Origin of the sequence: Ascidiaceihabitans donghaensis (assembly GCF_900302465.1) — a bacterium.
In the GTDB taxonomy this organism is placed as follows: Bacteria; Pseudomonadota; Alphaproteobacteria; order Rhodobacterales; family Rhodobacteraceae; genus Ascidiaceihabitans; species Ascidiaceihabitans donghaensis.
Genome location: NZ_OMOR01000001.1, coordinates 1,654,819 through 1,672,514, shown reverse-complemented (window position 1 = coordinate 1,672,514; position 17,696 = coordinate 1,654,819). Strand labels below are relative to the sequence as shown.

The 17,696-nt window shown below is 56.6% G+C and carries 18 protein-coding genes; 9 read left to right on the top strand and 9 right to left on the bottom strand.

What is annotated here, in order from left to right; all coding sequences use genetic code 11:
* Positions 1-64: 64 nt before the first annotated feature.
* A complete protein-coding gene (locus tag ASD8599_RS08345; protein WP_108828103.1) occupies positions 65-700 on the top strand; it encodes a LysE family translocator in 636 nt (211 codons plus the stop codon).
* A 106-nt stretch (positions 701-806) separates the two neighbouring features.
* A complete protein-coding gene (locus ASD8599_RS08340; protein WP_108828102.1) occupies positions 807-1,988 on the top strand; it encodes a cytochrome P450 in 1,182 nt (393 codons plus the stop codon).
* On the opposite strand, the gene ASD8599_RS08335 is transcribed toward ASD8599_RS08340, so the two are convergent.
* Entirely contained in the window at positions 1,985-2,446 is a 462-nt protein-coding gene (locus ASD8599_RS08335) for an Lrp/AsnC family transcriptional regulator (RefSeq protein WP_108828101.1), read from the bottom strand. The genes ASD8599_RS08340 and ASD8599_RS08335 overlap by 4 nt on opposite strands.
* Before the next feature lie 146 nt (positions 2,447-2,592).
* Between ASD8599_RS08335 and cysG the strand changes: the two genes are divergently transcribed.
* The 6 genes from cysG to ASD8599_RS08305 all read left to right on the top strand — a co-directional run bounded on the left by cysG (position 2,593) and on the right by ASD8599_RS08305 (position 8,060).
* Positions 2,593-3,987 (top strand): siroheme synthase CysG, encoded by a 1,395-nt coding sequence (cysG, locus tag ASD8599_RS08330; protein WP_108828100.1) that lies wholly within the window; start codon positions 2,593-2,595, stop codon positions 3,985-3,987.
* Positions 3,987-4,283 (top strand): DUF2849 domain-containing protein, encoded by a 297-nt coding sequence (locus ASD8599_RS08325; protein ID WP_108828099.1) that lies wholly within the window; start codon positions 3,987-3,989, stop codon positions 4,281-4,283. The genes cysG and ASD8599_RS08325 overlap by 1 nt, the downstream gene beginning before the upstream one ends.
* Position 4,284: 1 nt before the next feature.
* The gene (locus ASD8599_RS08320) at positions 4,285-5,949 is read left to right on the top strand and encodes a nitrite/sulfite reductase (RefSeq protein WP_108828098.1); all 1,665 of its coding nucleotides are present in this window, start codon (positions 4,285-4,287) and stop codon (positions 5,947-5,949) included.
* Complete coding sequence (locus tag ASD8599_RS08315; RefSeq protein WP_108828097.1) at positions 5,939-6,739, top strand: phosphoadenylyl-sulfate reductase; 801 nt, start codon at positions 5,939-5,941, stop codon at positions 6,737-6,739. The genes ASD8599_RS08320 and ASD8599_RS08315 overlap by 11 nt, the downstream gene beginning before the upstream one ends.
* Positions 6,736-7,140 carry a DUF934 domain-containing protein gene (locus ASD8599_RS08310; RefSeq protein WP_108828096.1) on the top strand — a complete coding sequence of 135 codons (405 nt, stop codon included), beginning with the start codon at positions 6,736-6,738 and terminating at the stop codon, positions 7,138-7,140. Before ASD8599_RS08315 ends, ASD8599_RS08310 begins: the two co-directional genes overlap by 4 nt.
* A gap of 71 nt (positions 7,141-7,211) precedes the next feature.
* Positions 7,212-8,060: a ferredoxin--NADP reductase gene (locus ASD8599_RS08305; protein WP_108828095.1), complete on the top strand. Its 849-nt coding sequence runs from the start codon at positions 7,212-7,214 to the stop codon at positions 8,058-8,060.
* A 56-nt stretch (positions 8,061-8,116) separates the two neighbouring features.
* Here ASD8599_RS08305 and ASD8599_RS08300 read toward each other — a convergent pair whose 3' ends face one another.
* Both ASD8599_RS08300 and ASD8599_RS08295 read right to left on the bottom strand, forming a co-directional pair.
* Positions 8,117-8,935, bottom strand: a complete 819-nt coding sequence (locus ASD8599_RS08300) for a TauD/TfdA dioxygenase family protein (protein WP_108828094.1) — start codon at positions 8,933-8,935, stop codon at positions 8,117-8,119.
* Between the two features lie 110 nt (positions 8,936-9,045).
* The gene (locus tag ASD8599_RS08295) at positions 9,046-10,197 is read right to left on the bottom strand and encodes a hypothetical protein (protein WP_108828093.1); all 1,152 of its coding nucleotides are present in this window, start codon (positions 10,195-10,197) and stop codon (positions 9,046-9,048) included.
* A gap of 91 nt (positions 10,198-10,288) precedes the next feature.
* Here ASD8599_RS08295 and infC point away from each other — a divergent pair, with 91 nt between their 5' ends.
* Positions 10,289-10,978 carry a translation initiation factor IF-3 gene (gene infC, locus ASD8599_RS08290; protein ID WP_245925975.1) on the top strand — a complete coding sequence of 230 codons (690 nt, stop codon included), beginning with the start codon at positions 10,289-10,291 and terminating at the stop codon, positions 10,976-10,978.
* 205 nt (positions 10,979-11,183) lie between these two features.
* On the opposite strand, the gene ASD8599_RS08285 is transcribed toward infC, so the two are convergent.
* From ASD8599_RS08285 to ASD8599_RS08260, 6 genes are all read right to left on the bottom strand, one after another.
* Entirely contained in the window at positions 11,184-11,651 is a 468-nt protein-coding gene (locus ASD8599_RS08285) for a hypothetical protein (RefSeq protein WP_108828092.1), read from the bottom strand.
* A gap of 35 nt (positions 11,652-11,686) precedes the next feature.
* Positions 11,687-12,475 carry an FAD binding domain-containing protein gene (locus ASD8599_RS08280; protein WP_108828091.1) on the bottom strand — a complete coding sequence of 263 codons (789 nt, stop codon included), beginning with the start codon at positions 12,473-12,475 and terminating at the stop codon, positions 11,687-11,689.
* Between the two features lie 99 nt (positions 12,476-12,574).
* The gene (locus tag ASD8599_RS08275; RefSeq protein ID WP_108828090.1) at positions 12,575-14,941 is read right to left on the bottom strand and encodes a xanthine dehydrogenase family protein molybdopterin-binding subunit; all 2,367 of its coding nucleotides are present in this window, start codon (positions 14,939-14,941) and stop codon (positions 12,575-12,577) included.
* A 169-nt stretch (positions 14,942-15,110) separates the two neighbouring features.
* The gene (locus tag ASD8599_RS08270) at positions 15,111-15,596 is read right to left on the bottom strand and encodes a (2Fe-2S)-binding protein (RefSeq protein WP_108828089.1); all 486 of its coding nucleotides are present in this window, start codon (positions 15,594-15,596) and stop codon (positions 15,111-15,113) included.
* A 96-nt stretch (positions 15,597-15,692) separates the two neighbouring features.
* Positions 15,693-16,715, bottom strand: a complete 1,023-nt coding sequence (locus ASD8599_RS08265) for a molybdopterin-binding protein (RefSeq protein WP_108828088.1) — start codon at positions 16,713-16,715, stop codon at positions 15,693-15,695.
* Entirely contained in the window at positions 16,712-17,680 is a 969-nt protein-coding gene (locus ASD8599_RS08260) for an XdhC family protein (protein WP_108828087.1), read from the bottom strand. Before ASD8599_RS08260 ends, ASD8599_RS08265 begins: the two co-directional genes overlap by 4 nt.
* Positions 17,681-17,696 lie beyond the last annotated feature (16 nt).

Here is a 17,696-nt window from a genome sequence, read left to right as displayed (position 1 = left end):
CATCGTTGCCCCATACGCTGTGGCGGCATAGAGTTTAACAGAACGGTCATTTGGGACATCACCGATGCCAGAGCTTTCTACCTTATTGCTTTTTGCAACCGCAGCACTTGCTTTGACCATGACACCGGGGCCCGACATGCTGCTGATTGCGTCACGAAGTGCCGCGCAAGGCCGTGTCGCTGGGCTGGCCACATGGGCCGGGATCGCAGCGGGCACCTATTTTCACGCTTTGGCCGCGGCGTTGGGCCTGTCCCAGCTGTTTTTGGCAGTTCCCGTCGCCTATGACATCGTGCGCTACATCGGCGCTGCATATTTGTTGTATCTTGCATGGTGCGCCTTTACCGCCAACGCGCCGACCAATCCGAAAACGACTAAAAAACGGATCAACCAAACAGCTACCCTTATGTTCCGGCAAGGATTTCTGACGAACTTATTGAACCCCAAAATGGCTATTTTTGTTTTGGCTTTGTTTCCGCAGTTTGTGACACCTTTGTCCGGATCCGTCGCTTTGCAGATTATGGTGCTGGCCACGGTTCTGAACGGCATTGGCTTTTTCGTCAACGGCGCGGTGATCCTTGCGGCAAGCCGGGTCAGTCACAGTTTTTCGCAAAGCGGCATGCTTGCGAAATGGTCTCAGTATGCACTGGGCACTGTTTTTGCTACGTTGGCCGCACGGCTGGCATTCGACACATCGCGTTAAGTCATCCGTCGTCCTTCTTGATCAAATGGGTTGTTTTGCACACAAAGCCCGCGAAAGCCCAAAGAAGGCCATAGTCATCCAGTGCGCAACACGCCATGGATAAGACATGACCTTGCTTGTTCAATCCCCGCTAGACCCCGATTTTGTGCAAAACCCATATCCGTTTTACACCAGAACCCGTGCCCTTGGGCCTGTGCACTTTTGGCAAGACTACAACATGCTGGCGGCCTTCGACCATGCAACGGTCCACGCCCTGTTGCGGGACAAACGGTTGGGACGCGCCAGACCTATGGATCAAAGCGCCCCATCCCAAGACCATTTGCAAGCCTTTGATGCTATTGAGAAACATTCGATGCTGGATATGGAAGGCGACCGCCACACGCGTTTGCGGTCATTGGTTTTGCGCGCCTTTACATCGAAACGGGTGGCAAACCTGGCCCCCGATATTCGCGACATTTGCACCGACCTGATCGCGGCGTTTCCACGCGGTGCATTCGACCTTTTGCCGGCCTATTGCAGCCAAGTGCCTGTGCGCGTCATCGTCCGCCTGTTGGGCGTGCCCGAAGCCCACGCCCCTGATCTGTTGCGCTGGTCAAGTGCGATGGTGGCCATGTATCAAGCCAGCCGAACGGTTGATACGGAACACGCAGCAAACACCGCCGCTGCCGAATTTAACAGCTATTTGCGCGACTATATCAAAGTGAAACGCAATTACCCTGCCGACGATCTGATCACCCGATTGATTGCAGCAGAAGAAGACGGCGAAAAACTGAACACGGATGAATTGATCGGCACGTGCGTTTTGCTTTTGAACGCCGGACACGAAGCAACGGTGCACAGTTTGGGCTTGGCTGTAAAAACGCTGTTGGAACACACCACCGACAGGGCTGCCTTGGCCCCGGATGCAATCGCCAACACCACAGAAGAGCTGTTGCGTTTTGACCCACCCTTGCACATGTTCACGCGCTTTGCGTACGAAGACATCAATCTAGGCGGGCATATTTTGAAGGCGGGTCAGCAGGTTGCGCTGATGCTGGGTGCCGCAGGCCGTGACCCCGCCCTTTTGAACGCCCCCGACACGTTTGACCCGATCCGCAAAACACCTGCCCATTTGGCTTTTGGGGGTGGCGTGCACTTTTGCGTCGGGGCTCCATTGGCAAGGTTGGAAATGCACGTCGCCCTGCCAATGTTGTTTGATGCACACCCGGACCTTGCCTTGGCGGCCACGCCCGAATTTGCCAACACCTACCATTTTCACCAGCTCAAGGCGTTGATGGTCACCTCTTAAAGCGGCAACATGGTCGTGGATTTGATTTCTTCCATAGACAACAGCGCCGTGACGTTGTGCACGCGCACTTCACCGATCAAAGCCTGATAGAATGCGTCGTAGGCGCGGGCGTTTTTCACGCGCACTTTCAGAATGTAATCGATGTCGCCCGCCAAACGGTGCGCTTCTTGCACCTCGGCACGGTCGCGCAGCGCTTTTAGAAATTTTGCCTGCCAATCTGCTTCATGCTCGGATGTACGAATCAAAACAAAGAAACACGCCTCAAAGCCCAAAGCCTCTGCATCCAGAAAAACCGTCTGTTGGCCGATCACACCGGCCTCTTTCAACTTACGGATACGATTCCATACAGGGGTCTTGGAACTGCCAACTTCCTTTGCAATTTCATCCAAAGACTGGCTTGCGTCGCGCTGCAAGGCCCCAAGGATTTTCCTGTCTACATCATCTATCCGAACGTTCATTCGCTTCATCCTCAAATCACGGTACAGGCGTTCTATTCCGGCGACTGCCTGGAACAAACGTCCTTATCTAAGCTGCGCACTAGCAACATATCGGGAATATTTCCTATATTGAGGGTCAAGTCAAACAACCAACACAGGTGCTGCACATGGACCACTTTCCTATTTTTCTGGCCACAGCAGGTCGGCGCATCGTGTTGTCTGGCGGTGGGGATGCTGCCCTTGCAAAGCTGCGTCTACTTTTGAAAACGACAGCCCATATCAATGTGTTCAGCCCCGACGCCGCCCCCGAGATCAAAACATGGGCCGCGCAAGGCAAACTAACCCTGATACCCCGCGCGATGGAGCCTGGCGACGCCATGTGTGCAGCCCTATTCTATGCAGCGGACGAAGACGCGGTTGAAGACAAACGCACCGCCACCATCGCCCATGCAGACGGCGCTTTGGTCAATGTGGTCGACAACCTTGAAGACAGCCAATTCATCACCCCCGCCATCGTGGACCGCGACCCTGTAACCATCGCCATCGGCACCGAGGGCGCAGCGCCTGTGTTGGCCCGCGCCATCAAGGCGGATCTGGAAGAAAAGCTGCCCAGCACGCTTGGCACACTGGCCCGCATCGGCAAGACCTTCCGCAAGATGTCCTACGAACTGCCCTTTGGCCGTGCACGTCGCGATTTCTGGCGCGATTACTACTTCAATGCAGGCCCCGCCGCCATGACCGATGGCGTCAAAGCCGTGCAACCCGCGTTGGACGCGCTTCTGGACGATCACCTGAACCGTAAGGCCCGGACAGGCCACATTGCCTTTGTCGGCGCAGGCCCCGGCGATCCTGAATTGCTAACACTGAAAGCCCGCAAAGCCTTGGACGAGGCCGACGTGGTCATTTACGACCGCCTCATTAGCCCCGAAATCCTTGAACTCGCGCGGCGCGAAGCAATCATGCTGGATGTGGGCAAAGAAGGCTTTGGCCCCTCCACCCCCCAAGAAGTCATCAATGATCTTTTGGTGGAACATGGGCAATCCGGCGCACAAGTCGTGCGTTTGAAATCCGGTGACAGCACCGTCTTTGGACGGTTGGATGAAGAAATAGATGCAGTGACCGCAGCAGACATCGGGTGGCACATTGTGCCAGGTATCACTGCGGCCTCCGCTGCCGTCGCCAGTATCGGTCAAAGCCTGACACGCCGTGGCCGCAATGCGTCGGTCCGCTTCCTGACAGGCCACGACATGCAAGGGTTCGCAGATCACGATTGGGCGGCTTTGGCTAAACCCGATCAGGTCGCCGCCATCTATATGGGCAAGAAATCCGCGCGTTTCGTGCAAGGCCGCCTGATCATGCATGGCGCAGATCAAAACACGCCCGTCACCGTAATCGAAAACGCATCGCGCCCCGATCAACGCGTGCTGTCCACGACGCTGGCGCATCTGCCTGCCGATCTGGCCGACGCCGAAATGTCCGGCCCTGCTCTCACATTCTATGGCCTCGCGCCACGTGCCGCTTCAGAAGCCGCCGCCACACTTATCACACGGGAATTTGCATAATGCCTAAAGCGTTCACACCCAAAATCGTCACCGCCAACGACCTGCTCAAAGGCGATGTGATCTACCAAACGCTCGACGGCTGGTCGCGTGATCTGGCGGACGCTGAGGTCCTCACGGACGAAGCCCACGCAGACCTGCGCCTGATCGAAGGCAGCCAACAGGCGAACAGCGTTGTGGGCGTCTATCTGGCAGACACCCAAGTCATCGATGGCCTGCCCACCACAACCCATTTCCGCGAATCTTTCCGGGCCAAGGGGCCATCCAACTACAACCACGGCAAACAAGAGGTCGCATAAGATGTATCAGTATTCCGAATTCGACACCGATTTCATCGCATCCCGCAATGCCCAGTTCCGCGCTCAGGTCGAACGCCGCCTTGATGGCTCCCTAACCGAAGATGAATTCAAACCCCTGCGTTTGATGAACGGCCTTTATCTGCAACTGCACGCCTATATGCTGCGCGTGGCCATTCCCTATGGCACGCTGAATTCCGCCCAAATGCGTGTACTCGCGGATATTTCCGAAAAATGGGACAAGGGCTACGGCCACTTCACAACCCGTCAAAACATCCAGTACAACTGGCCCGAACTGAAAGATGTGCCAGACATGCTGGACGCGCTTGGCAAGGTCGGGATGCATGCCATCCAGACCTCTGGCAACACGATCCGCAACGTGACGGCAGACCATTTTGCAGGGGCGGCAGCGGATGAAATCGCCGATCCCCGCCCCGTGGCCGAACTGATCCGCCAATGGTCGACTGATCACCCCGAATTCCAGTTCATGCCGCGCAAGTTCAAGATCGCGATCACCGGTTCCCCCAATGACCGCGCCGTAACGCGTGCGCATGACATCGGGCTGCGAATGGTCGAAAAGGACGGTCTGGCAGGGTTCGAAGTGCTTGTCGGCGGAGGCCTTGGCCGTACGCCCATGATCGGCAAAGTCATCACCGACTTCCTGCCCCAAGAAGACCTGTTGCCCTATCTCGAGGCGATCGTATCGGTCTGGAACCAGATCGGCCGTCGCGACAACAAATACAAAGCGCGGATCAAGATCACCGTGCACGAACACGGCATCGACGAAATCCGACGCTTGGTGGAAGATCGTTTCGCGATCCTCAAGGGCACGTTCTCGGGCATCGACCAGCAAAAGCTGGCCGAATACAAAGCGCAATTCGCAGCACCGGAATTTGTGCAAAAATCCGAAGCCACGTTCAAGGACGCCTACCACCGCGATCCGGTGTTCCGCGCATGGGCCGACACAAACATCACGGCGCATAAGGCGGATGGCTATTCCATCGTGTCGATCAGCCTGAAAAAACATGGCGCAACACCGGGTGACGCCTCCGCCACACAAATGCGCCTGATGGCGGATCTTGCCAAACGCTTCGGGCACGATGAATTGCGTATCAGCCACGAGCAAAACGTGATCCTGCCGCATGTGCATAAATCCGACCTGCCCAGCATCCACGCAGCCCTGAAGGCACAAGACCTCGCAACGGCCAATATCGGGCTGATCAGCGACATCATCGCCTGCCCCGGCATGGATTATTGCGCACTGGCCACTGCGCGCTCAATCCCGATCGCTCAGGAAATCGCGACGCGCTTTGACGAACTCAAGCTCGAACATGAAATCGGCAACCTGAAAATCAAAATTTCCGGCTGCATCAACGCCTGTGGGCACCACCATGTCGGTCACATTGGCATCCTAGGACTGGACCGCGCAGGCGTGGAAAATTACCAGATCACTCTGGGCGGCGACCACACCGAAACCGCAAAAGTAGGCGACCGCGCAGGCCCCGGATTTGCAGCCGAGGACCTGATCCCCGCCATTGAGCGGATCGTCGAAACTTATCTCGATGTGCGCAATGAAGGCGAAGAATTTATCGCAACCTACCGCCGCCTCGGCATGGCCCCCTTCAAAGCGGCCCTTTACCCGGAAGCGCAGGCCGCCAATGCAGCCTGATCCCCGGCTTCATCTCGCCAAAAAAACCTCCGCCGGAGGCTCCGGCCTCGCAATCAGCGCAGGGCGTGCGGCGCAGCTGAATGCCCGCTACGCCCACGCAGGCGCAGCAGAAGTGCTGGATGCCGCCTTTCGTGAGGTCCCGAACATCGCATTGGTGTCCAGCTTTGGCGCAGATTCAGTTGTGCTGTTGCAATTGGCTGCCAAGGTTAAACCCGATGTACCGGTGTTGTTCGTGGACACTGAAATGTTGTTTGACGAAACACTTGAGCATCAAAAGCGCGTGGCTGAATTACTGGGCCTGACAAACCTGCATGTCATTAGGGCGGAAGATTCAAAGATCCTCGACCCGAATGGCACATTGCACAAAACCGACACCAACGCCTGCTGCACTTTGCGCAAAACGGCCCCCTTGCAAAAGGCGCTGACGCAGTATGGTGGTTGGATCACTGGCCGAAAACGGCATCAATCAGGCACACGCCAACGGCTGAATATGTTTGAGGTCGAAACAGAAACAAACCGCCTCAAGGTCAACCCGCTGGCCTTATGGTCGGCGCAAGACACCATCCGCTACATGAAAGCGACGCAACTGCCGCGCCACCCGCTTGTGGCCAAAGGCTACCCCTCTATCGGATGCGCACCTTGCACAACCCCTGTCGCCGAAGGCGAAGACCCTCGCGCAGGACGTTGGCGCGAAACGGAAAAAGAAGAATGTGGCATCCATTTTGTAGACGGAAAAATGGTGCGGACCCCAGCGGTAGACAACGTGCCGCACTCAGGAGATATACAATGACGATCATCGTGACAGACGAAGGTTTTGCCCCCGAAACCTGGACGCGGGGCTACACGGCATTTGGCGATACGGCCAATGATGTGGTTGCTCTTGATGTGCCATCCGACATCAACCCCGATGACATCCAGATCACTCCAAGCCTGGAAATGGTGCGTGTGGACTTTCCCAGTTTTGCTGACGGGCGCGGCTTTACCATCGCGCGGATGTTGCGGCTGAAAGGCTACACCGGACGTTTGCGTGCGCGGGGCCACGTCATTGCAGACCAATACGCAATGGCGCGGCGCGTGGGCTTTGACGAGGTTGAGATCACTCAGGACCTCGCCGCCCGACAACCGCAATCCCAATGGCAGTTCCGCAGCGATTGGACGGCGAACGATTATCAGGCCCGATTGCGCGGCTAAACGTCCCCTTTCCGTTCCACATTTTTCTAGCTACCAAGGAGGCGCAGGTGTAAATCTGCGTTGACATAGACATGACCGAGCAAACACCCGTGAACACAGCGACCGCCGCAAAGGCCCCGACCCTTCCTGACGCCCAAACTGTCACAGCAGTGACCCACTGGACGGACCGTCTGTTTTCCTTTCGTGTGACACGGCCGGCGTCTTTGCGCTTTCGGTCAGGTGAATTTGTGATGATCGGATTAATGGGGGATCCACACCCCGAAACAGGCAAGCAAAAACCGCTGCTGCGCGCCTATTCCATCGCGTCGCCTGCATGGGACGAAGAATTGGAATTCTATTCCATCAAAGTGCAGGACGGTCCACTGACCTCCAAATTGCAACATATCAAGGTCGGCGATGAAATCATCCTGCGCCCAAAACCCGTGGGCACTTTGGTGCATGACGCGTTGTTGCCTGGCAAACGGATCTGGTTCTTTTCAACCGGCACCGGCTTTGCGCCTTTCGCATCGCTGCTGCGTGAACCGCAAACCTATGAAGACTACGACGAGGTTATCATCACCCACACCTGCCGCGATGTGGCTGAGCTGGAATACAGCCGCAAACTGATCGAAGATCTGCAATCGGATGAGCTGATGCAAGAACTGATCGGCGCCGAGAACCTTGCCAAAATCCGCTATTACCCGACTACCACACGCGAACAAAGCCCGAAAATGGGGCGGATCACGACGCTGTTGAAAGATGGGACCGTGTTCAAAGACCTCGGCATCGACGGTATTTCGGCGGACACAGACCGTGCAATGGTGTGTGGATCAATGGGACTGAACACAGATATTAAAGAGATCATGGAAGGGTTCGGGCTGGAAGAAGGCGCGAATTCAGATCCCAAACACTATGTTGTGGAAAAAGCGTTCGTCGGGTGAGACGCTCGGAAAAATCAAATTTTTCCGGCCCAGATTTTTTAAAAAAATCTGGGTGCCTACAAACCTGACAATGGCACACCCTGAACGGTAATCCGGTGCATCAAGCGGTCGTGGCCCGCATAGTCAGCCGTTGCATAATGCTGCACCAAGCGGTTGTCCCAAATCGCAACCATGCCCGGACGCCATTGCACCCGACAGGTGAAAATCGGTTGGGTTGCATGTGCATAAAGATACGCCAACAAAGGCGCACTTTCTTCGCGGCTCCAACCCTCGAAGTGGGTGGTGAAATCACCATTCACATACAAACACGGCGCACCGGTTTGTGGATGCCGTACGACCACAGGATGTAACACCGGATAACGGAATGCATCCGGATTTTCGTTTAAACCCAATTGACTGTCTGCAAAGCTGCTGTCGGAATGCCACGCCTTCAAGCCCCCTAGAAGTTGCCCCAATCCGGGCGACAACCCGTGATAGGCCGCAGTCATGGACGCAAAATGCGTATCCCCGCCATAGGGCGGCAATTTTTGCGCTGATAGAATGGAACACATTGCAGGGGCGGCATCATAAGAATGATCGGTATGCCACGTGCCACCGATCACCGCAGTCTGAACTGACGTGGTACGGACTTCTGCGATCATCGGGTGGTCATCTACAGGGGTGAAAAACCGATTGACCTCTATCGGTCCAAAGGCCTCGGCAACCGCGATATGGGCGTCTTGCGACAGATGCTGATCCGGCAAAACAACAACACCATGCTCAAACAACGCTTGCTTTACAAAGTCGAAGTCACTTGGCGTCATGTCATTCAGATCACGCCCCATCATCATGGCGCCGCAATACCCTGACATTCGTCGCAATACCCACTTCGCCATAACCTACCCCTTTGGGCGCTAGTTTGCATGAACCCGTGCGTCGATCACAACAAAAAAATCGCGCCCCCTTGGGAACGCGATTTCATCAGCTTTTGTAAGGTGTTTAAGGCTTAGAGGCCCATAGCTTCTTTGATTTTGCCCAGTACAGTTTCCAGCACTTCCGGGTTGTCACGTGCTTTTTCCAATGACGTTTTCAAAGCTGTTTTCTGGAATGCGCCCATCTCGGAACCTTCAACCATTTCAACAACTTTGTCGAAGTCGAAGCCTTCGGGTGTCAGCAAATCTGCCATTCCTCCAGAGGCTGCTTCAGTAGCAGCTTCAGTCGTCGCATCTGCGGCTTCCGTTGTTGCCTCTGTTGCAGATTCGGTTGTTGCTTCGGCAGCTTCGGTTGTCGCTTCAGCCGCTTCCGTTGCAGTGTCTGCCGCAGCATCTGCTGTTGCGTCTACAGCTTCTGTTGTTGCGTCGGCGGCCTCAGATGCTGTCTCCGTGGCAGCGTCCGCTGTTGCTTCCGCAGCACCTGTAGCAGTTTCGGTGGCGTCTGTTGCAACATCAGCTGTCGCGTCTGCAGCCTCAGAGGCCGTGTCTGTGGCAGCTTCCGTTGTCGACTGAACCGCGTCAGCAGTGGCGTCAGCGGCCTCAGAAGCCGTATCTGTTGCAGCTTCCGCAGCATCAGTTGCAGCGTCTGTTGCTGTTTCTGTGGCATCTGTGGCAGTTTCCGTCACAGCGTCTGCCGTATCTGCAACTGCATCAGTTGTTGCTTCTACCGCATCTGTGGCTGTTTCTGTTGCCGCGTCTGCAGCATCGGATGCTGTGTCTGTGACCGCATCAACCGCATCGGATGCGGCTTCAGTTGCTGTATCCACAGCGTCGGATGCTGTTTCAGTAACCGCGTCGACTGCGTCACTTGCCGCGTCTGTGGCCGCATCAACGGCGTCACCGGCAGTTTCCGCAGCTGCAGCCGCTGTATCCGTTGCAGCGTCAACGGCTGTATCCACGGCATCGGCAGCACCTTCGGCTGCATCGGTTGCGGCATCTGCCACAGCGTCCGCCGCTTCGGTGGCTGCATCGACAGCACCTTCAACAGCGCCCTCGGTGGCCTCAACTGCATCGCCAACAACGTCGGATGCACTTTCAAGGGCCTCAGGGGCATTCACAGCCTCGGCCGCTTCGTTCAACGCTTCGGTTGGTGTTTTGCCGGAATAGAGCAAATATGCCCCACCTGCGACAGCAGCGGCCACAACGATCCACAACAGATTTTTCATAACTCAAGTCCCCTCAGACAGTCTCGACACAGCATGCGCACCTGATGGTGGCCGTGTCGTTCACAATTGTGGGTGTCAGATGCGCTCTTAGATGGAAAGGTTCAAGGGGGAAAATAGCCACTTTCGGCGCAAGACAGCTTATATTGCGGCTTGCAGACCGGTCGCGGCAGGTTTACCTTGCGGCCTCAATATCAATCATTCGCATCAAAACCACCGAAGGAAGACCACCATCGCTCGCAGACCTCATAACGCGCCGCCACAACGTGACACCGGCCCGCGCATCAACGACAAAATCCGCTCCAACGAAATTCGCCTGATTGGCGCTGATGGGGAAAACGTAGGTGTCGTAACGCCCGCCCGCGCCATGGTTATGGCAGACGAGGCAGGGCTTGATCTGGTCGAAATTTCGCCCAATGCCAATCCACCTGTGTGCAAGATCATGGATTTTGGCAAGTTCAAATATGAGACACAAAAACGCGAAGCCGAGGCCCGCAAGAAACAAAAGATCATCGAAATCAAAGAGGTGAAGTTCCGTCCAAACACGGACACCAATGATTACGAAGTGAAAATGCGCAATGTGTTCAAGTTTCTGGAAAACGGCGACAAGGTGAAAATCACCCTGCGCTTCCGTGGTCGAGAAATGGCGCACCAGAACCTGGGTCGCGAATTGCTGGAACGGGTTGCAGAAGACACCAAAGAAGCAGGCAAAGTGGAAAACTTCCCCAAGATGGAAGGCCGCCAAATGGTCATGCTGATCGGGCCACTGCCACAGAAAGGGTAACTGAGCCTACTGTGGTAGCGGCTTCTGTCGCGTTGGCTGCGCCAATCGCTGAGAAGGCCGCCAAATGGTCATGCTGATCGGGCCACTGCCACAAAAAGGGTAACCTCTTTCTGACGCATCACCGAACAAAGCCGCACATTGTTGCGGCTTTTTCTTTTTCCACAGCGGCATGGCTTTGCGCACTACGCAGCCAAGCCCCCAAGTTTCATGGCAATTCAATCTGCGCCAACCTTGCAGCATCCAATGCCAGTTTCAGCCGCCCGTAACTGCGCTGCACATCACAAAGCCCCCGACGCACGTCAACAGATACGGTCGCTATGGACGGCACCATGCATCCTTGGGGCGTCCTTGCGTCCTTCCGAAGCGTTCTCAGCACGCGGGGGTATGACAATGCCTGCCCTTCACGCGACGCGATCGCGTCGGGCAACAGCGGAACAATCCGGTCAACGTAGTTTGACAAACTTAACGCAGTTGTGCTGTAGCAAACCGCGACTGTGCCAGCGGCTCCGAATTTGCACAAATCCCCTGCTTGCAACAGGCACGCATCACGTAGTCCGCCACGCAGGCTTGGCTCCTCAACCTCTGCAGCAAGAATACAGGCAACAACGGCGTGCGTTTCGACGTTCGTATCATCCGCCACAGCGGTCTGGCCAAAACACAAAAGGGCCGCCAAACAGCAGCCCTTTCGTAAAACTCCAAACAAAAGCGTCACGCAGCAGCCGCAACCGCCCGCTTTGCCATGACAGAGCATAGATGCGCACGGTAGTCGCCAGACCCATGCAAATCGCTGATCATGCCGTCACCCGAAAGGCTAAGACCTTCCAAAGCAGACGCCGAGAAATCGGCAGACAAAGCCGCTTCTGCCTCTGTCCAGCGGAAGACACCTTCTTCAGACGCGCCCGTGATCGCCACACGAACACCGTCCGCGTATTTTGCGACCATCACACCCACTAAGGCAAAACGGGACGCCGGTTGGACAAATTTCTGATAGTTGGCCTTTTCCGGAACCGGAAGACGCACTTCTGTGATGATCTCGCCATCGTTCAAGGCAGTGTCGAACATGCCCTGAAAATAATCATCGGCCGCGATCTCGCGCGCGTTGGTGACGATTGTAGCGCCAGATGCCAGCGCCGCACAGGGGTAGCAAGCAGAGGGATCGTTGTTGGCCAATGAACCACCAATCGTGCCACGATTGCGGACCGCGGGATCGCCGATGTGGCTGGCCAGATCGGCCAACGCAGGATACGCGCCTGCACCAGAGGCCACCGCACCATGGGTTGTCGCCCCACCAATGCACAAGGCACCATCGTCACCGGTGCAGATGCCCTGCATCTCGGAGATGCCGCTCAAGCTGACCAAAGTTGTGGGCGACGCCAAACGCTGCTTCATTGTGGGGATCAGGGTTTGACCACCACCCAACGCCTGCGCGTCATCGCCACCCAACGCCGCAACCGCATCCGCGATCGTACCCGGCTTTTCAAATTCAAAGTTGTACATTCTCTTGTCCTTTCAATGGCAAGATGAACCGGATCCCGTATTCATCTCGCCAAATAAACCTCGGGGGTCCGGGGGCTGGCCCCCGGTCCGACCGTTCATTCATGCATTGTTGATTGCGGCCCACACTTTATCAGGCGTCAAAGGCATATCGATATGACCGACATTCTTTCCACCTGATGCAAGCGCATCAATGACGGCGTTCACAACGGATGGGGGCGACCCAATCGCGCCCGCTTCGCCACAGCCCTTCACACCCAACGGGTTGTGTGTGCACGGCGTCTGGCAGGAATGGTCCACCGAATAGAACGGCAAATCATCGGCCCGCGGCATGGCGTAGTCCATGTAAGACGCGCTCAGAAGCTGGCCGTTTTCATCATAGGAACAGTTTTCCAACAACGCTTGGCCCACGCCTTGGGCGATCCCGCCATGCACCTGACCGGATACAATCATCGGGTTGATCACATTGCCGAAATCATCCGCCGCCGAGAATTTCTCGATGGTGACTTTGCCGGTTTCCGGATCGACTTCGACCTCGCAGGCATAGGCGCCCGCAGGGTAAGTGAAGTTGGCCGGATCATAAAATGCGGTTTCTTCCAGACCCGGTTCAATATCTTCCAACGGGAAGTTATGCGGCACATAAGCCGACAATGTCACATCGCCCCAAGCCACGGATTTATCCGTGCCAGCAACGCTGAATACACCGTCTTTCAGTTCCACATCCGCGTCTGATGCTTCCATCAAATGTGCGGCAATCTTGGTAGCCTTGGCAATGATCTTTTCAGTTGCACGCACCATGGCAGAACCACAGACCGCCAAAGACCGCGATCCATAGGTGCCCATCCCAAACGGGATTTTGGACGTGTCGCCATGCACGATGTCGATCTGATCTTCTGGAATACCGATCATTTCGGCGACCACCTGCGGGAAGGACGTCTCGTGCCCCTGCCCGTGGCTGTGTGCGCCCACCATGACGGAAATAGAGCCCGTCGCGTTCACACGCACAGTCGCCGCATCGTAAAGACCGGCACGCGCACCAAGCTGACCCACCAAATTCGACGGCGCGATGCCGCAGGCCTCGATGTAGCTGTTGATGCCAAGCCCACGCCATTTGCCTTTGGCCTCCGACGCTTTGCGGCGGGCCTCAAAGCCCGAGAAATCACCGATTTCTTCCAGCTTATCCATGGTCGCGTTGTAGTCGCCTGTGTCATATTCCACAGCCACTGGCGTGGCATAGGGGAATTCGGTGACATAGTTCTGGCGGCGCAAAGCAATCGGATCAACACCCAATTCGCGGGCGGCTTTGTCGATGACGCGCTCCACCTGGAAGGTTGCCTCGGGGCGGCCTGCCCCGCGATAGGCGTCCACTGGAACCGTGTTGGTGAACATCGCTTTGACGTTGGTGTAGATCAGCGGAGTTTTGTAGTTACCCGCCAACAACGTACCGTGCAGCCATGTGGGCACCGACGATGCGAAGGTCGACAGATACGCGCCCATGTTGGCGTAGGTGTCGCAGCGCAACGCAGTAAAGTTGTTGTCTGCATCCAGCGCCAATTCGACTTTGGTGACGTGGTCACGGCCTTGCGCGTCCGAAATAAACGCCTCGGAACGGGACGACGTCCATTTCACCGGACGGTTGCAGGCTTTGGCCGCGAATGTGCAGAAGGCTTCTTCCTGATAGTGGAAAATCTTTGTGCCAAACCCGCCGCCCACATCGGGGGCAACCACACGCAGCTTGTGCTCTGGAATGCCCAGAACAAATGCGCCCATCAACAGGCGAATAACATGGGGGTTCTGGGATGTTGTATACAACGTGTGCTGATCGTCAGAGCGCGCATAGTCGCCAATGGCCACGCGGGGCTCCATCGGGTTGGCAACAAGACGGTTGTTGACCAGTTCCAGCGTTGTGACGTGGGCCGCGTTCTTGATTGCCTCATCCACAGCGGCGCGGTTTTCTTCAACGAAGCCCCACTCGTAGCACAGGTTCGAGGTCAGATCGTCGTGCACCTTGGTGGCACCAGCAGCGGCCGCAGCTTTCATATCGACAACAGCAGGCAGTTCCGCGATGTCCAATTCGATGGCTTCCGCCGCATCACGGGCTTGGCCCAGCGTCTCGGCAACAATCGCAGCAATCGGTTCGCCCACGTGGCGCACTTTGCCCTCTGCCAAAACGGGGTGGCGTGGTTCTTGCATCGGCTCGCCGTGCAAATCCGTGATCTGCCAACCGCAAGGGATGGAACCTACCGCCTCAAAATCCGCACCGGTGAAGATTTGCACAACGCCGTCCATTGCAGCGGCGGCTGTGGTGTCCAGCTTGGTGATCGTGCCATGCGCCACATCAGAGCGCAGGAAATACACATGTGCTTGACCACGGATATTCATGTCATCTGTATAGTTGCCGGTTCCGGTCAAAAACCGGATGTCCTCGCGCCGCTTCGGGCTGGCGCCAATTCCATTGTCTTTAGGCATATTGATATTCCTCCATGTCGCCGCAGGTGCGTAGCATCTTTGGCTTGTGTCGATGGGCTGTGATGGCCCTATCATTATCTCTTGTGTCTGGTCTCGGCAGCGTGGCCCCTTCTCCTCCCAGAGCTGACCACGCGCCGTCAGAGGGGGCTAAGCACCGCCCCAACGAGACCTATTCCGCAGCAATCGCACCGACGTCCTGACCGGACGCGGCCATGATCGCTTTGACGATGTTGTGGTAGCCTGTGCAGCGGCAAATGTTGCCTTCCAGATGCACCCGTACTTCGTGCTCGGACGGTTTGGGGTTTTCTTCCAGCAGCTTCACGGCTGTCATTACCATGCCCGGCGTACAGAAACCGCATTGCAGGCCGTGGTGATCCTGAAACGCCTGTTGCACAGCACTTAATGTGCCATCTGGGGCCGCTTGCCCTTCGATTGTGGCAACCTCTGCGCCATCGGCTTCCGCGGCCAACATCGTGCAAGATTTCACAGCCACGCCGTTCACATGCACCACGCACGCACCACATTGGCTGGTGTCACAGCCCACGTGTGTGCCTGTCAAATTCAGCTCGTCACGCAAAAAGGACGACAACAATGTGCGCCCTTCAACCGTTCCTTTTGCGGCCTTGCCATTCACCGTCATTGAGACTTGTGTCATGGTCTTCCTCCCTTGATATATTTTTACTTGCCCCGACTTAAGCACACGATTTGAAACATGAGAACCAAAAAAGCGCGTATTTCCGTGTCACTACGACTAAGGTGTAGACGCCCTTGGACGGGGGCGCGTTGGAATTTCTTTCAACAAACCGCCCACGCCCATCGCGGCGATATCTTTCGGATGCAATTCGACGCCGCATATGAGGCGTTCCATCACCCAGTCCGCCCCGTTCAGCGCAGGTGAGCGCGCACACCCCGGCAAACCAATAACGGGCTTTGCCCCGCAAGCGCCAAAGAACAGCAAGTTGCCCGGATCGACAGGCATTCCATAAGACGTCACACGCCCACCTGCCTGACGCAGCGCTTCAGGCCCCACATCGTGCGTGTCTGATGTCGCAGATGCCGTCAGCAGAAACACAAATTCTCCGGTGGCTTGGGAAATCGCCTGTGCGATGTCGCCGGTTTTGTGGGGCACAATCACACGGTCCGTCAGCATCATGCCAAAGCGGTGCAAGCGTCCCAACAACGCATTGCGTCCTTTGTCCGACGGATCATTCCGTCCAACGCGCGTTTCGATCAAAGTGGCAGATGCAAATTGTGCAGGTAAAACAAGCAAAGCATCGGCAAGGGCTGCGCTGGCACGGATGACGTCGCGATCCGGAACCGCGTAGGAAATGACCTTGATCGTGGCAATCATCCCGTCTGCATCCACGCGGTGATACTGTGGCACCGTCGCGATAGTGATCATCGGGTTGACCGTGTTGAACGCTTCAATCGCCAAGCGGTCAATTTGCACGATGCCTGCATGCAATGCGTAAAGATTGACGCGCCCGGCACCGGCAGCCGACACCCTCAGGCCCAGCGCCGCCGGATCCTGTGCCACTGCCGCCCCCAGCTGAGTGGCTGCGTCATTTTCTTCCACATCTCCAGTTTCCAAACGGGCCACCACAAGGTTGTCGTGACCTTCTTGGGCGAAATCCGCGACATGCTCTGCCGTTAAAACCGTGCCTTTTGGCACGCGATACGACATCTGCATCTCATAGGGTCGTTCCGCCGCCTCCATGCTGTGCGCAAGGATCGCGCCCGCAGCTTTAGCCGTTGCGACAGGTCCGAACTTCATGCGCCCTTCCGCAACACTTGCGTCATCTCCGACAAGATCGAAACGGCAATTTCTTGTGGGCTGCTTGCGCCAATATCCAGACCGATGGGGCCGTGAATGCGGGCGATGTCCGCGGCCTCAAATCCGGCCTCCTGCAACCGCTCGACCCGTTTGGCATGGGTGCGGGTTGATCCCAAAGCCCCGATGTAGAAACACCCCGACCGCAGCGCCAGATGCAGGGCCGGGTCGTCCAGCTTGGGATCATGGGTCAGCAAGACCAGCGCTGTGCGTGTGTCCAAACCGACCTGTTGCACCGCAACGTCTGGCCATTCCGAAATCAAAGTTTCACCGGGAAAGCGCGCGTGCGATCCGAAGGCTTCGCGCGGGTCAATGACGAAAGGATCATAGCCAGCGATCCGCGCCATCGGCACAAGCGCTTGGGCAATATGCACAGCGCCGACCACGGCAAGCCGCAGAGGCGGGTTATGAATGGCCACAAATGTTTGCGCATCGTCTTCAAAACCGGATCTGTCGCGGGCAAAGCGCTGTGTATGGCCGTTGCTTGTCAGGCGGCGCTGGCCGGTTTTGACATTCACTTCGTAGGCCACGGGCGTTCGGGCGGCACGTGCCGCGACCAGATTGTCCAGAATGTCCTCAGCCAAAGCGCTGCCGACAGGCTCGACATACACACGGATCGTTCCCCCGCATGCCAACCCGACTGCAAAAGCGTCGCCATCGCTGACACCGTATTCCAGCATCACAGGATGACCTGTTTCCAAAGCGTCCATGGCCTCTAGAACCACAGCACCTTCAACGCAGCCCCCCGACACCGACCCTTGCATGTCGCCCTCGCCCGACACAACCAACTGGGCACCAACGCGGCGGGGCGCACTGCCCCAGGTTTCGACAACAGTGGCCAATGCAGCGCCCTTGCCCGCGCGGTGCCATTCCAGCGCCTGCTCCGGTGCGGTGTCAGTTGTGTTCATCTGCAAATCCCCTTTG